Origin of the sequence: Photorhabdus sp. P32, from assembly GCF_038085095.1 — a bacterium.
Classification (GTDB): Bacteria; Pseudomonadota; Gammaproteobacteria; order Enterobacterales; family Enterobacteriaceae; genus Photorhabdus; species Photorhabdus luminescens.
In genome coordinates, this window is record NZ_JAZGJN010000252.1 from 22,379 (window position 1) to 37,044 (window position 14,666).

Annotated in this window: 14 protein-coding genes; 6 read left to right on the forward strand and 8 right to left on the reverse strand. The window is 39.2% G+C overall.

The genetic code is table 11. From position 1 onward, the window contains the following. Positions 1–10: 10 nt before the first annotated feature. On the reverse strand, positions 11–2,668 hold the full coding sequence (locus V2H77_RS09795) for a TrlF family AAA-like ATPase (RefSeq protein WP_341498639.1): 2,658 nt from the start codon (positions 2,666–2,668) through the stop codon (positions 11–13). Positions 2,669–2,736: 68 nt separating this feature from the next. Next, the gene (locus V2H77_RS09800) at positions 2,737–2,976 is read right to left on the reverse strand and encodes an HTH-like domain-containing protein (protein WP_041381254.1); all 240 of its coding nucleotides are present in this window, start codon (positions 2,974–2,976) and stop codon (positions 2,737–2,739) included. A gap of 460 nt (positions 2,977–3,436) precedes the next feature. Between V2H77_RS09800 and V2H77_RS09805 the strand changes: the two genes are divergently transcribed. The 5 genes from V2H77_RS09805 (at position 3,437) to V2H77_RS09825 (ending at position 5,860) form a co-directional block, all read left to right on the forward strand. Next, entirely contained in the window at positions 3,437–3,718 is a 282-nt protein-coding gene (locus V2H77_RS09805) for a helix-turn-helix domain-containing protein (protein WP_341498640.1), read from the forward strand. After that, positions 3,718–3,849, forward strand: coding sequence for a HipA N-terminal domain-containing protein (locus V2H77_RS09810; protein ID WP_341498641.1), 132 nt, complete (start codon positions 3,718–3,720; stop codon positions 3,847–3,849). The genes V2H77_RS09805 and V2H77_RS09810 overlap by 1 nt, the downstream gene beginning before the upstream one ends. A 284-nt stretch (positions 3,850–4,133) precedes the next feature. Continuing rightward, entirely contained in the window at positions 4,134–4,898 is a 765-nt protein-coding gene (locus tag V2H77_RS09815) for a hypothetical protein (protein WP_341498642.1), read from the forward strand. Next, positions 4,891–5,289, forward strand: coding sequence for a DUF1240 domain-containing protein (locus V2H77_RS09820; RefSeq protein WP_341498643.1), 399 nt, complete (start codon positions 4,891–4,893; stop codon positions 5,287–5,289). Before V2H77_RS09815 ends, V2H77_RS09820 begins: the two co-directional genes overlap by 8 nt. 166 nt (positions 5,290–5,455) lie before the next feature. Next, on the forward strand, positions 5,456–5,860 hold the full coding sequence (locus V2H77_RS09825; protein WP_265379112.1) for a DUF1240 domain-containing protein: 405 nt from the start codon (positions 5,456–5,458) through the stop codon (positions 5,858–5,860). Positions 5,861–5,921: 61 nt separating this feature from the next. On the opposite strand, the gene V2H77_RS09830 is transcribed toward V2H77_RS09825, so the two are convergent. From V2H77_RS09830 to fdhE, 6 genes are all read right to left on the reverse strand, one after another. Next, the gene (locus V2H77_RS09830; RefSeq protein WP_049584983.1) at positions 5,922–6,401 is read right to left on the reverse strand and encodes an Hcp family type VI secretion system effector; all 480 of its coding nucleotides are present in this window, start codon (positions 6,399–6,401) and stop codon (positions 5,922–5,924) included. A 153-nt stretch (positions 6,402–6,554) separates the two neighbouring features. Next, positions 6,555–6,716 carry a hypothetical protein gene (locus V2H77_RS09835; protein ID WP_341498644.1) on the reverse strand — a complete coding sequence of 54 codons (162 nt, stop codon included), beginning with the start codon at positions 6,714–6,716 and terminating at the stop codon, positions 6,555–6,557. Positions 6,717–6,897: 181 nt separating this feature from the next. Beyond that, positions 6,898–8,547 carry an LTA synthase family protein gene (locus tag V2H77_RS09840; protein ID WP_341498645.1) on the reverse strand — a complete coding sequence of 550 codons (1,650 nt, stop codon included), beginning with the start codon at positions 8,545–8,547 and terminating at the stop codon, positions 6,898–6,900. Positions 8,548–8,666: 119 nt separating this feature from the next. Next, a complete protein-coding gene (gene selB / locus V2H77_RS09845; RefSeq protein WP_341498646.1) occupies positions 8,667–10,526 on the reverse strand; it encodes a selenocysteine-specific translation elongation factor in 1,860 nt (619 codons plus the stop codon). Positions 10,527–10,559: 33 nt separating this feature from the next. Beyond that, on the reverse strand, positions 10,560–11,951 hold the full coding sequence (gene selA / locus V2H77_RS09850) for an L-seryl-tRNA(Sec) selenium transferase (protein ID WP_341498647.1): 1,392 nt from the start codon (positions 11,949–11,951) through the stop codon (positions 10,560–10,562). Between the two features lie 21 nt (positions 11,952–11,972). Continuing rightward, the gene (gene fdhE / locus V2H77_RS09855) at positions 11,973–12,902 is read right to left on the reverse strand and encodes a formate dehydrogenase accessory protein FdhE (protein ID WP_341498648.1); all 930 of its coding nucleotides are present in this window, start codon (positions 12,900–12,902) and stop codon (positions 11,973–11,975) included. 526 nt (positions 12,903–13,428) lie between these two features. On the opposite strand from fdhE, the gene V2H77_RS09860 reads away from it, so the two are divergent. Then, entirely contained in the window at positions 13,429–14,382 is a 954-nt protein-coding gene (locus tag V2H77_RS09860) for a methyltransferase (protein WP_341498649.1), read from the forward strand. Positions 14,383–14,666: the final 284 nt, after the last annotated feature.

The following is a 14,666-nucleotide window of genomic DNA, read 5'->3' on the forward strand; positions in this document are numbered from 1 at the left end:
AGTAAAGCATTCAGTTAAAGCCGTACTTTTCACGGCGTTGATTAAACGCACTCTTACCACCTTCCAATATATCTGCCGCTAGTTTTTGCACTTCTGGCATATCGATCGCACCCTGTTGTTCTGGCAGGATCAACCCTTTGTTATCTTCCACACTTAACACGCCAATCCATTCCGCGTCGCCAAATACCGGAATATTGGCGTTGTGGGTTGCGAACAAGAACTGTCGGCTTAGCTTGGCTCTGCGCAGCTCAGCAACGATACGCTCAGCAATAAAGGCGTTATCAAGGTTATCCTCCGGCTGATCAAGGATAAGAGGATCTTGGTTGTCCAATAGCAACAGGTGCAAAATCGCCGTACATTGTTGGCCGGTCGATAATTCCCCAATTGGGCGGAAAACGGCCTCCCGTTCACCATGAGTGATATTCAGCTCAATCGCCATTGTATCGGGAAGCTGCAACTCTTCTAGCTCAAGCAGTTTATACTCAGGCAAACGGCTTAACGCTCGTACAACGGAATTAGGTATACCAAAATTAGAGGTTAATTCAGTTTCACCTTGGCGAATAGTGGCAGCAAGATTGGCTGGTGTGAACTCACCCTCTAAAACCCACGCTAGCCTTTTCGGCCCAACACCTTCCAAATTGCAATCACTCAGGAAATTCACTAATTCTTGGCGGTTACCTTCAGAATTCAGACTAAGGCGTACCTTCTGATCTAACTTGCGAGTGAGCCGTTTAACCGACTTCTGCATGGCGCTAGCACGTGCGCTGGTCTGCTGATCTAACTCAAGCAATAGTTTCTTGCGCTGACTATAGAGCTCGTTGAGTTGGGTTTGTCGGTTTTGCAAGGCAGTTTCTTTTGGACGAATCTGTTCAATTTGCTTTAGTAAGGTTTGATATTCAGCGCCAATCTGCCGACCCGTTTTACCCTGACTTGTAGGTATGTCTTTAAACGCATTTTCAAGTTGTTGTTCTTCTGCATGCAACCTTTCCAACAGTTGTTGCTGTAGAGGAAGTAAGTCCCTTGAGGTTTTACTGGAGAGCTCCTCGACTTGGATTAAACATTGAGTTAAAGAGTTATTTAACATCTCCAAAACTTGACGCTTTTGTTTTAAGAGATCTAAGTGTGGCAATCCTTCTAAGCTGGCATCGCTTAAAAATACCGTATCTGGCAAACTGTCTTTTAAGATGTTGATAGCTTCTTTTACTCGAGTAATTTCTTCATTAACTCTCCCACTCAGTTGTTTTTCCTTTTCCAGCTTTGGAATCACTTTCAACTTTTCATCAATGCCCAGCGCTCGGAATTGTTTAGCCTGATCCAATAACTTGGGTAAACGCTCAACTTCTGCCTCAATATCTGCTTTTTGGCTAAGCGCACGAATAACGGTTTCACGGTTATCCTTAAGGCTCACTAGCACTTTGGTTATGGCCTTATCAAACTGTTCGTGCTCACTTCCCAAGAATCGTTCAATAAGTAAGTTTCGGCTTTGCTCATCCCGAGTCATCTCATAAATTTCATTCTGACCGTACAGCTCAACGCCAGGCAGTAAATCTTTGGGGTGATAAGGTGAAATTCTGCCGTTTTCATTCACCACTGGCTGGTTTCCATATTTGCGGCTCACCGTAAATATGCGGCCATGCATGGTTGCAGAGCGAACACTGACTTCAACCATGCCTTTTTCGAGACCTAAGTTATTTTTTACAATAGCGTCATGCTGAGCTTTCGATGCTTTACCAAAAGGTTCTAAATCAAAAGCATAACGAATACACTCCAGCAGGGTTGATTTGCCCGTACCTCTACCACCAATCACCGCGTTTAAGTGATCCGATAATTCAATATCCACACCATCAAGGTAGCCGCCGACAAAACGAATACGTTCGATAGCTGATGCATAGTTTTCCGGTTTGTCTGAATTTAGCCGCACTCTGGAGCCAGCATCTAAAAAAGCTTGCTTGAAAGAAGTGAAGCAGGGCTTGGTCATTTTAATTAAACAAGAAGCGCCATCAGCTTTAATCTCTTCAGGCTGCGCCACATCAGCGGCATTGATGGCAGCCATTTCCTGCTCGCGGCGATAGTTATCATCCTTATTTAGGAAAACTTTACGATAAAAGTCGTTCTCTACACCTTTTAGGTCCTCAACTGAACCTGGGATCTGAGCAGCCAACAGCCCTTTATGTTGCCAAACATAACTCATCCGACGTTTTAACACGCCATCATCATTAATACAGTGGGCCGCGAAAATGAAACCACCCTTATCGTTTACGTAATTAATAATATCCGTGGCAGATTTCTGTACTGGGGCTTCCGGCTGGTTTATATCCACACCCAATGCCCCCAAATGCATTTTTATCAGATCAGCCGAAGCTGATTCATCAAACAAGCAAACGAAGTGAATTTTCTCACTAGAGGCAACTTCAAAGCCGGGGAACACCACGATTCCACGTTGTGCAAAGAGATCTCTAATCTTTTCAAAACCATTCACTGACCCATGATCAGCTAGGCCAATGACTTCAATTCCCATCTCTAGCGAAGCATTTAACAATTGCTGATTATAATCATCTTCAGAAAGCGTCTGTTGCTGCCCCCGATATTTTATGTAGCCTGAAGAATTTACCTGCAATGCACACTTGAAAAAATGTGCTTTAGCGTGCTTATTGGTCTGAATAGTCATACTTATACTCCACTTATACAGGCATATTCATCGTTCAGACTTTGGTAATTTACATCGACAAAATTGTCTTAAAGCAGATCCGTATTAAGACCTGCGGTTTTCAAACGTTGCGTCAGATTACGCATTTTACTGAACTCAGTGCCAAAACTCTGGGTAAGCCCAACACCTTCACAAAAGTCTTTAGCTGTAATGTTTTTCAGCTCATCGGCATACTTAATCATTTGTAGATGCAGCTCAGCCGTGTACTGATTGCGTGGCGCATTCGCTAAAACCTGCTTGATCCTTTCGTAAATATCTTGTTCGTTTATCATAACCTTTACCATCGAACATTTAGATAATTTAGCTAAATTATCTAATTTATATACGTACCGCAAGGAAAACTGTAGTGGCGTTGGTAAACGTTCTAGGCTATTTGCAAATAGATGGGGGATGGTTTGCTTTACTGATAGCAAGCTAGTGAGATAATGCTACCATTGAGTTACAAGAAATGCGTGATATATCCTTTCAGAACAAAGTCTTACTAAGCATAGTATTAATTAGGGAGTAAATACTTTGATCCATACTTACTCCAGAATGCACATAACAAATTGTTTTAATGATATTTTTCACATTTTGTATTGGCAAGTGAATTGGTAAAAGGCAGATGTGGAATTTTTTTACCGGCTATAACAGGTTAAATTACATTTAACGGTTTTAGCGTGTAAAAATTGATTTACCTGTTATACCGTGTAACAATGAGATTAATTGCTTAAATTGGTTGACCTCAATATGAAAGTGACTAATTCGAAACAACTCAGTACATATTTGAAAGATGTCAGGCTCACTCAAAAGCTTTCCCAAGGTAAAGTGGCAAGTAAAGTGGGTATTCGGCAGGACACGGTATCAAGCTTTGAGCTGCATCCAGATTCTACCAAGCTAGAGACCTTCTTTAAGATTATGTCAGCATTGAATTTAGAACTTGATATCCGGCCAAGAAACGCTACGGAGATAAATTCATCAATGGAAGATGACTGTACAACGTCGGATCAGGTATGGAAAGAGGAGTGGTAATGGCCGTACTGGATGTCTATATGAACGGTTATCAGGTTGGAGTATTCACTAAAACCAATACTGGCTTCCATTATTTCAAATATGATGAGATTTGGCTTAGGTTGCCGGGTAGTCGTCCCATTTCACCTTAGCATATTGCACCCAGCAAAGCATGGATGGGCATATGCCCATGAATCAGTGCTTCTGCTTGAATTTGATCCAGCTCTCAACAATTCAGAAAAATTAAAGAAAAAAATAGCTAAGTCCGATAAAATATAAAACAAAATTTCAATAGACTATATAATATAAGTGGAGTTGTAAGATGAAGTATGATCCACGGTTAAAAACATTTGTTGATAATGATTACAGATTAGAAGATCATCTTGATTTTAAAAAATAAATAGAAGATCAAAAATATAACCGTATGATATTGGAATTGGAGCATCAATTTAAACTAAACCAAGAAGTTATTGCTTTATTAACAGAGGATGAGGCAATAACTTATATAAAAACATTAGATCATAACTTCTATAATAAATGGAAAAATAATGTTAAAACCTTTTATTCATATGCTGATCCAGCTTCATCATTTGCTGGTAATATAAAAGACTCTTATGGCGTGGCTAAAATAGTAAATGATTTAAGGAGTTTCGGTGTTAAGGCAACGGAATATGCCGGGAAAGAGGGTAAAAAATATATAAAATTAACAGGTTATCCTGGAGTAAGAGACTATTTAAATGCCACAAGATATCTTGCTAATAATCCACGTATAGTGTCTTTTGGGGTAGGTACGCTAGGTATTCATGATGGGATTGTTAACGGTGCTAGATTCGGTATAGTATTCTCAGCAGCATATAGAGCAGTTGAGTTAATACTTAAAGATGATTATGGATTAGCTGATTTGTTTGTTAACTTAACAATGGATGGTGCAAAATTAGCGATATCAACAGGCGTTGCTTTGGGCGTTAATTCACTAATAGCAGCGCCACTCTTAACTATAGGGTGGAGTCTTTTGGCTGTAACTATTGGAGTTTTTGCTCTTGGGGTTGGAGTTTCGTTTACTTTATATTGGTTGGATGATTATTTTAAAATTAGTGAAAGCATAATTAAAAACATAAAAAATAGAAAAATAAATGTTCTTGTGGGGACACCTACGGCAGATCAGTTTTTTAATATGTGGGGTAGATATAGTCGTGGATAATATAAATAAAATAAAAATATACTTAGGTTCGTTATTTGTTTTTTTTATGGCGGCATTATTTGTATTTTTCTCATTAAATGATTATATAGGTTTTTTTAGGCGTGATAGCGTTATTACATTCTCATGGAAGAGTGCAGGATTTATCTGGTTTTCTCCTTTACTTATTCATATTGCTTATGCTTTGTTAAGAATTGCTAAAAATAGAACAAAAAATCTCAATGGTAAAATTGGGGATTATATTTCATGTGTATCAATAGTGGGGTTTATTCTTACTTTATTTGTATCTTTTTATGTTGATGATGAATTAAAGTTGGAGGGGTATGTAACATGTAGTAAATCATCATGGATGGCTCCAAATAAGTATGTTAAGGACATTTCACTTTGTCACTAAGCATATGTCTTTATATTTTTAGTATTTTATTTAATAATCTCTATCTATTGGTTAGATGACCACTTTAAAATCAGTGGAACTATAATTAAAAACATAAAAAATAAAAAAATAAACCAGACACCATACCATCCGGATCAGTTTTTTAATATGTGGGGTAGATATAGCCGTGGATAATATAAATGAAAATAAAACTAAACTATATTTAGGAATTTTATTGCTTCTTTTTATGACAATGTTATCTATATTTTTTTCATTGAATGATTATGTCGGTTTTTTTAAGCGTGATGATGTTATTACATTCTCATGGAAAAGCGCAGGAGCTATTTGGTTTAGCCCTGTATTGATTTATATTTCTTTTATTTTATATAGAATCTCATTGGGTAAAGTGAAACGTCTTAATAGTAAAATAGGAAATTATGTTTCATATGTGTCAATAACAGGCATTATTCTTACTTTATTTGTTTCTTTTTATGTTGATGACGAATTAAAATCTGAGGGATATTTAATCTGTAGTAAATCATCATGGATGGCTCCAAATAAGTATGTGAAGGACATTTCACTTTGTCACTAATCATATGCTCTTTATGTCTAGTTGTGTAGAGTAGCCTACTGGCTACTCTACACAACTAGTGTTAATAATTTCTATCTTCCCATATGCTATAAGCAGATGTGCCAGCTGTTATATGATTCCATGAGATGGATTTATAGTTGAGTGTAACTCTTTCATATGGCATGGCATCAAAATCATTTATAGAATGCGGGTATATACAAGAAATATCTGTAATAGTGGCTTCAGTGATTTTTACTTCATAGAATAATTCCAATTGTCCAGCTTGACCTGTTCTGTAAAAAACAAAAACACCATTTAGAGATTCGTTTGAATCTATTGCCATCGCTAATAATGGTGATGATTTATCTACTGGTTTAATGAATTGTATTGGTTGATGATTGACATTTTGCTGGCGCGTTATTGTGTGGTTTAAACTCAGTACTTGTATTTGGTTTTCGTGGCCATTTTGATATCTGTTTCCTATTGAATCTAGGGTTGAACACCCAGCAGAGATAAGCCCTTGTTTTTTACCATTCAAAGACAAATAAATCATGTATGACATAAAATTACCATCCTAATTTTTTACAATTCAACCTAATAAATTAAGTATATACCCTAACATATGAGTAAAAATTACAATGGTAATATAAATCAAGAAATAGAAATCTAAAATGTTGTTTGTTACTTGTATTAAAGTTGAATGTAAAAAAGTGATCTAAATCACCTTTTTTATTTGGCTGTCTTCCTTAAAATTGAAATGTAAAGCGATAACATTACGACTATTTTTAACTATATTAACAAATACAATAAGGTTACTTTTTTGATTTAATTCTTTAATGGCTGGTTTTAAAAGAAGCTTATTCAAATTTTTAGTCATTGAACCGGGGGGAGAAGCCTATCATCAGCTCAGGAGAGCAATAGCGTCTGCAATGATTATCAAGTCGAGCAGTGGAACGACTGCGCCAGCCTGATAGCCAATTATCTACTACAACTCGGTATTTGGAGTCATTTACAGTGCCATATAAATATGGCACTTACTCACATGATGATTTTATAACTTACTTTTTACCTGCAACGTCTAATTGCTGATAAATATAGTGCTTGTAGCTTTCCACCAGCGCCTTATCCTGACAATCATCCAATGCTCCCCGGCAGAGATGACGCATTGTCATATTTGCTCGGTAAAAAGGTGAAGCATCTAATTTAGCTCTCTCCATAATCATACTGCCAAGGAATGAAATATCCGTCAGTTCATCAGTCTGAATAGATGCTCCTTGTTGCAAGTTATCCCTCATAGTAAATTGGGTGATATGAGCGGGGTTTGAAAATACGCCATTATACTGATTTAGGCTGATATTGGGTTGATGATCACCGAAGTAGAGGAACATAGTTGGCTTTTCCCGTTTAGCAACAAACTCACTGAAATCTTTAATTGCCGGATCAGAAGCTTTGATTTTCTCCATATAGTGACTGAATTTACCCACTGCCTGTGAATTTTTCACATGTCCGGTAAGCCCGTAATCATCAGCGTGATCTTCATCATATGGGCCATGTTCATACATAGTCAGTGAGAAAATAAAGAGCGGCTTATCCGTTTCCTGTGCCAAAATATCTTTCACATAACCCAACATCTCTTGTGTAGAAATAGTCCACAGATTTTTATCGAGACTGGCGGGATATCCTAATTCCTGTGGCTGAATAATGCGATCAACGCCGAGAGTCTGATAAGCATGACCCGAATGATAAGAAGATTTATTAAATGGCGTTAAAACAACCGTGTAATAACCATTCTGTTTCATTTCACGGAACAAGCTGTATTTCAGGTGATCGACAATAAAATAAAAAACCGCATTCTTACGTGAGCCAAAATCATCTGTATTTAAGCCGGTCAGAGCGGAGAATTCAGATAACCAGGTACCACCGCCGAAAGTTTGTACCCGCATTGGGCTTTGTGCGCTGACGCCAGAATCCCGCTGGAACATGTAAAGATTAGGTAAGCGGGTATCATCAGGCAATTGATAGATATGTGGCGTCACGGTGGATTCCTGTAATAACATCACCACGTCAGGTTTAATTGCTGACTGCGGCACAGGTAGCACGACATTCTTAGCTTGTTGCAGAAAATAATCGGATGATTGTCCAAACTGAGGCGCATGATATTTGGCATCTTTAGCCGACATCACCATATTGGTGACGGTACCACGTCCTTTTGGCAGTGAAGATTCCCACTGCTCTCTGAACGCATTGGCAGTAGCGCTCACTTCCCACGTACAGAACGCCGCCAGAACCAAGCCGACAGTGCGCCATTTGAAACCACGGAGGGGAGATGATTTTTTCCAGCTCAGCGTCATGTTAAAAATCAACCAGATAAACATTGCGACAATGCCTAAACCGGCCAACCAATAGTGGCGTAATGTTTCCTGATTGGCAGGATCAAACATTAAATTCAGATCGGAGAACATCAACTGCTCTTTGTAGTAATGAACTTTTATCTGATTGAGGAATTTAAAGATAATAAACAGTGTTCCGGTAAAAGCAGCGGAAAACAGTAACCGGGCTGATATAAAAAACACTAAGCCAAATATCACACCAAACACGCCGACAGCGATTAGTGCCGGGTAAATATCTTCACTTTTTTCAAAAACCAGTATTAAAGTTGCAATAAACAATAATCCCAGATAAACACCCGATATTATCTTCTTTTTCATATCGTATAGAATCCAGTTAATAGATGGTTCACGGTTGGCAAAAATAGCACAGATCAGTTAAATCGATGAAGCAAGACGGTGATTTTGCTGAAATCATCTATATTTTAAATAAAAAATCATCAGAATAGCCCGTTATCTCTGAGAATATGTGACTCGGCCTGACGACGAGTAAAACCACTGCGATCAAAAAATTCTAATATCTGAATAGCTAATTTGCGACCGATACCAAGTTGATCACGAAAATCCGCAGCGGTAATCGCGCCATAATCTTGATTAAATTGACGAATCAGTTCGGCAAACTGCTGAATTCGTTGGCTGCAATAATAACGATCAGGAACAATAGCGATAATATTCCCCAATTGAGCGGATTTTTTCAACAAATTGCGGATAGTTACTTCTTCTTCTTTTAAATTAGCAGCCAGATCACGTACCCACCACGGATCATCTGTAAAGTAGGGGGCTATTCGTTGCCACAATTTTGTTTGTTCATCACTGAAAGCCAAATCATGTTCAGGAAGGTATAACCAACCACGCAATTGCTTTAACTGTCCATCACTGAGTAATGCATCTATCAAAGTATAAACCAGTGTTTCATCCAGCGTTGGCAGCGCCATCCGTTTCAAACGTGCCCTGCCTAAGCCTAGTTGATCAACATGCTGTTGGTGATATTCGGCTAAAACGTGTAACAATTTCTGCTTTGCTAACCTGGCATTATTCTGTGATAACACCATACCATCAGCAATAATCACATCCTCATCAACGATTAGCTGGTGGAGAGTTGTTTCCGTTAACTGGCGCGCCCAAGAAAAGTGGTTGAGAGAAAGTGCGCCTCGTGGTAAATGGAGCGCTAAATTAGCCGCATGATCTGATGTTCTGGCAAGCTGAGTGAGCCAATGCAAAAACTCTGGCTGGCGCTTACCACGGCGGGGGGAATTTAGGTTTATCACCCGCGCGCCAGCCAATGTTTTTCTGGCGCTGATATCTCGCAATATCAGCCGATCATTCTCAACCAACCACAATGGCTTATCAAACACCAATTCAGCCAGCAGAGGTTTATCAGAAAGCGGATTTAATAATGAAATCCGACCCGTGATATGGCTGGCAGCGTGATGAATATGAAGTGGTTGCCAATTTCGCAAAGGTTCATCAGTTTCTACTTCCACCAATACCTTTTCTACATGCTCAAAGGGTTTGTGGGAAAGCAGCCAATCACCACGGGAAACCTGCTCTTTACTGACATCGCCAGTAATATTCAGAGCAATACGTTGCCCGGCTTGAGCCGTATCGGTTTGTTGGTTCTGAGCATGCAAGCCACGTACTCTGACTTGTTGATCCCGGCCGGTCAGCCAGAGGATATCTCCCACGCTGACCTGACCAGCTAATGCTGTTCCCGTTACTACCAGACCCGCGCCTTTTACACTGAAAGCGCGATCTATCGCCAGACGAAAACGTTGATGTAATTTTTCATGCTGCTTATTTTGCTGATGTAACTGCAACAAATGCTGCCTCAAAGGGACAATACTTTCTTCGTCTGTCGCAGTCGTTACAAACAGAGGGAATTCGTTCCAACCCTGCGTCGCCAGCTCATGTTTAATTTGCTGTCGGACTTCAACTATCCGTTTTGATTCCACTCGATCTGCTTTGGTAAGCACAACGGTCATGGACGGGCAGCCAATCAAACGCAAAATAACTAAATGTTCTTTTGTTTGAGCCATTACCCCGTCGTCACAGGCAACCACCAATAAAACATGATTGATACCCCCTATCCCTGCCAACATATTGGCGAGGAATTTTTCATGTCCGGGTACATCAATAAAACCAACAGAAGAGCTATCCGGTTGCGGCCAATAGGCATAACCCAAATCAATGGTCATCCCGCGCTTTTTCTCTTCCGGTAAATGGGTGGTATTAACGCCGGTAATCGCTTGAATAAGTGTGGTTTTACCATGATCAACATGGCCCGCAGTGGCAAAAATCATAATAGTTTCAGAAAATTATTGTATTTCAAATAATTACAGCAATAGTGCCTGCAATAGCGCATTTTCATCTTCAAGACAACGTAAATCCAGCCACAAACGCCCGTCGGAGATACGACCAATAACGGGTTTGGTTAATCCACGCCAGCGCCGGGCCAACTGTTCCAACGAGCTTCCCTGACCATCAACAGCGGTGAAAGTCAAAGCCCAACTTGGCAGACGATCAACCGGCAGTGAGCCACTGCCAATCTGTGAATAACATTGTTCGTCACGAACAATAAACTGGTCACCGTAACGCGTTTGAAGCTGAGGTAATAACCGTTGTGCCATATCATGCGCTTGTTGTTGTGAACGGGTTAATAAACGTAACGTTGGTAACTGCTGGCAAAGTTGTTCGGGACGCTGATATAACCGCAATGTAGCTTCCAAAGCGGCCAGCGTCATCTTATCTGCCCGCAAAGCCCGTTTCAGAGGATGACGCTGGATGGCTTCTATCCAGCGCTTTTTGCCGAGAATAATGCCGGCTTGCGGTCCCCCCAGTAATTTATCACCAGAGAACGTGACCAAATCGATGCCTTGATTCAGATAATCTTGAGGCATAGGCTCGGTAGGCAATCCATATTGCGCCATATCGATCATGGAACCACTGCCTAGATCAATGGCAGTAGGGATTTGCGATGCCATTCCCAGAACGGCTAATTCACGGCCAGACACTTCCGCGGTAAATCCTTCAATATTGTAGTTACTGGTATGTACTTTCATGAGGAGAGCGGTCTCTTCATTAATCGCTTGCCGATAATCTTTCAGGTGAGTGCGGTTCGTTGTACCGACTTCAACTAATCGGCATCCTGCTTGAACCATCACATCAGGAATACGGAATGCGCCGCCAATTTCCACTAATTCGCCACGAGAAACCACAACTTGCTTACCGGATGCCACGGTTGCCAGTAATAACAGAACAGCTGCTGCATTGTTATTAACGATACAGGCATCCTCTGCCCCGGTTAATTCTCGCAGTAAATCCGCCAAAGCGTGGTCACGGTGTCCACGCCCGGCGTCATTGAGGAAATATTCCAATGTTACGGGTGAACGCATCACTTGTGTTACTGCCTCAATAGCCGATTCTGCCATTAATGCTCGACCAAGATTGGTATGAATCACCGTACCACTGAGATTGAAAACCGGCTTTAAAGCCAAAGTTTGTTTCTGTTCCAGTTGCTGACTAAGCGCCAAGGCCCAGTTATCACACCAATCAGGCAGTGCCTGATACTGCTTGATATAGATTCTGGCCTGCTCCTGCATTTCTCTTAATGTTGCAGTTACCAGCGTCTGTCCATATTGTTCCACGAATAGTGTTATTTGTGGCTCACGCGATAGACGATCAATAGCGGGGAGCTGGCTGTACAACAGGCTCGGTTTATATGTCATGGCAATTCCGTCAACTCACTATTACTCATTTGGGAACAAAAACGGGTTGATGCTACTGCGGGCAAAACCTTCCTCTTCCATTTTGGCATCGAGGATCAGTGAAGCTAAATCATCAGCAATGGCCTCAACTTTCGGATCTTTCTCCTGATAGAGAATCTTCAAATAACTCCCACAATCGCCGCAACTTTCCGCTTTCACGGCGGCTTGCTCACTCTCCAGCGACCAATAATTAAGATCGCGGGTCTGTTCGCAGTTACTGCATTTTACCCGTACCACATGCCATTCACTTTCACACAAACTACAATGTAAATAACGCAGTCCGTTGGTTGTGCCAATCTGAACCACACTCAAGACTGGCATACTATTACAAACGGGACAGAATTGACGATGTTCACCATATTCTGCCCTCGCTTTTCCTGGGATTTGATTTGCCATTTGTGCCCAATAGAGTGAGAGTGCCGCCCAGATAAAAAGCGCTTTTTCAGGGCTGACCTTACTGAATTCATTTTTCAACAGAGCATCGGCCATCTGTTCCAGCTCCTGTTCCGACGCCTTTGTTAGATTATCCAGAGCGGCATTAACATGTTCCGATGCATCCGGCAGTAATTCTGCTATCAGAGAGTGAAGCAATTTTTGCCAGTGTTCGGTGCGTTGGAAGGTTTTGCAATCCAGAGGTGGTTTACCTTCAATGACAGATTTTTCTAAGATATCCGTTATCTCCATTTTCAATGGATTATCATGCAACGCTTTTTGCTGAGCTTGGGCAACTTGTGCTGAAAAGTTAAGATAATCAACGAACGGGCTCTCTTCTGCCAGTTGCTGCAAGCGCTCTGCCCGACGTTGATAAAGGTTTTTCAGATTAGCGAAAAGCAGTGGTGGGATATAATCAGCTGCTTTTTCATTGATACGATCTTTGCTTAGTTGTTCTTTAGGAACGATGCGAATACTCATTAAGTTCTATCTTCCTGCTATCTGCTTTGGGGGCTTTCAGGTTAATAATAATCTTAAGCTTGTTTTTAGCGCTCAGCATAGATCAAAAGTGGTTTCTGAGCTACAGAGATAATACTGGAAATGATGTGGTCAATAATGACCAATATATTCATGAAATGATTGCGGATTTTTGCATAACCATTCATTCTTTATGTGAATTTTTCTGAAAGGAAAATATTATTAAGAAATTTCTTTCAATTTAATCTTAAAAATCCCTAAAAAGAGTTAATTGTGATTTTTAACATTCTTTTCTATTATATTTAATATGGCCTAATGATTAATTGACTCACACCTAAAAGCATATAATTAAAGTGAATAATTAATTGTAAAAAAGAGAATTAAGTTTTCATTGCCCATAAGGAAAAGATAGAGAAGTTAATAATTACATTTTGGTTTAAATGCGTTTCAAATATATATAGTTAGTTATAGTGGTACCATCTATATTCTATATAATAACCTCATTTAAAAATACAGAAAGGGTAATTCAATGCTAATCAATCTCATTACGTCATATAGAAAAACAGCTGCAATCTACACTTTTGTTGAAGCTGGTTTATCTATTCACTTTAAAAATGGAACCTATGTAGATATTAACAAACTTGCTGATCAATATGGTATTGATTATTCTAGACTTAATCGACTATGTGATTTCTTAACTGAAATAGGCGTATTGGTTAGCGGCAACGATGGGGTTGCACTTTCTGAGGAATGCAGCGCACTTGCTGATCCTGATAGTTTTGAATTCTTGACCATAAAATATGAAATCAATCGAGAACATTGGGATTCTTGGTTAATGTACCCAAAATCCTTACTGGAAAACAATGGTAAACCGGCATTTGATATGGCGCATGGAAAATCATTCTATGAGATTTGGGATAGTGATAAAGTGCTAAAATCAAATTTTGACGCTTTAATGTCAAAATATACAAATAAAATAATTAAAGAATTACTTTTTATTTATGATTTTAATAAACATAATAGAGTATTAGATTTAGGGGGTGGAGACGGATCGCTTTTAATCGGAATCAGTGAAAAAGTAAAAGGGAAAGATTATGCTGTATTGGACAGATATAATGAAGTGCCCATTTCAGAAGGTATAACTTTCATAAATGGAGATTTTTTTAAACCAATTCCGACAGGTTATGATTTATATATTTTAAAGAATGTTCTCCATAACTGGCCTGATAATGATGCTATCTCCATTTTGAAGAACTGCCGAGAAACGATGGATGATAATACAACCCTCCTGATAATAACTTTAATAAAAAAACCACAGTCAATATTAGTTAAATCTATCGATTTATTAATGGACATGCTATATTTAGCGAAAGAGCGTTATTTAAGTGAATTCGAACATCTAGCTAACCAGGCGGGACTTGTTGTTCGATATTCTAAAGATATAGATGAAATGTTTTCACTTATCGAATTAGGGATAAAATAAACATATCTCATCGTTGGGGAATATATATGTAAAATATATGGCATCAATATATTTGGTGCCAGTTTTTATTTTATGTTAATGAAATATATATAGCAAAATTACTCTCTAACGATAAAAACGATTAATAATTATATTAAACAATTCTATTTTATTTTTGAAGTTTATGAGAAGAGTTAATTGTGATCTTTGTCATTCCTTTTTGTCTAATTTAATATAGTCTGATAGTTAACAAATCAGTTCCTAAAAAAGCGTTATAAAAGAAAGATGAACAAAGTGAAAATAAG

Bases quoted from the DNA above. Each gene is read 5' to 3' on its own strand.
- V2H77_RS09795 (WP_341498639.1), bottom strand. From the start codon at position 2,668: ATGACTATTCAGACCAATAAGCACGCTAAAGCACATTTTTTCAAGTGT.
- V2H77_RS09805 (WP_341498640.1), top strand. From the start codon at position 3,437: ATGAAAGTGACTAATTCGAAACAACTCAGTACATATTTGAAAGATGTC.
- V2H77_RS09810 (WP_341498641.1), top strand. From the start codon at position 3,718: ATGGCCGTACTGGATGTCTATATGAACGGTTATCAGGTTGGAGTATTC.
- V2H77_RS09830 (WP_049584983.1), bottom strand. From the start codon at position 6,401: ATGTCATACATGATTTATTTGTCTTTGAATGGTAAAAAACAAGGGCTT.
- V2H77_RS09835 (WP_341498644.1), bottom strand. From the start codon at position 6,716: ATGACTAAAAATTTGAATAAGCTTCTTTTAAAACCAGCCATTAAAGAA.
- V2H77_RS09840 (WP_341498645.1), bottom strand. From the start codon at position 8,547: ATGAAAAAGAAGATAATATCGGGTGTTTATCTGGGATTATTGTTTATT.
- selB (WP_341498646.1), bottom strand. From the start codon at position 10,526: ATGATTTTTGCCACTGCGGGCCATGTTGATCATGGTAAAACCACACTT.
- selA (WP_341498647.1), bottom strand. From the start codon at position 11,951: ATGACATATAAACCGAGCCTGTTGTACAGCCAGCTCCCCGCTATTGAT.
- fdhE (WP_341498648.1), bottom strand. From the start codon at position 12,902: ATGAGTATTCGCATCGTTCCTAAAGAACAACTAAGCAAAGATCGTATC.
- V2H77_RS09860 (WP_341498649.1), top strand. From the start codon at position 13,429: ATGCTAATCAATCTCATTACGTCATATAGAAAAACAGCTGCAATCTAC.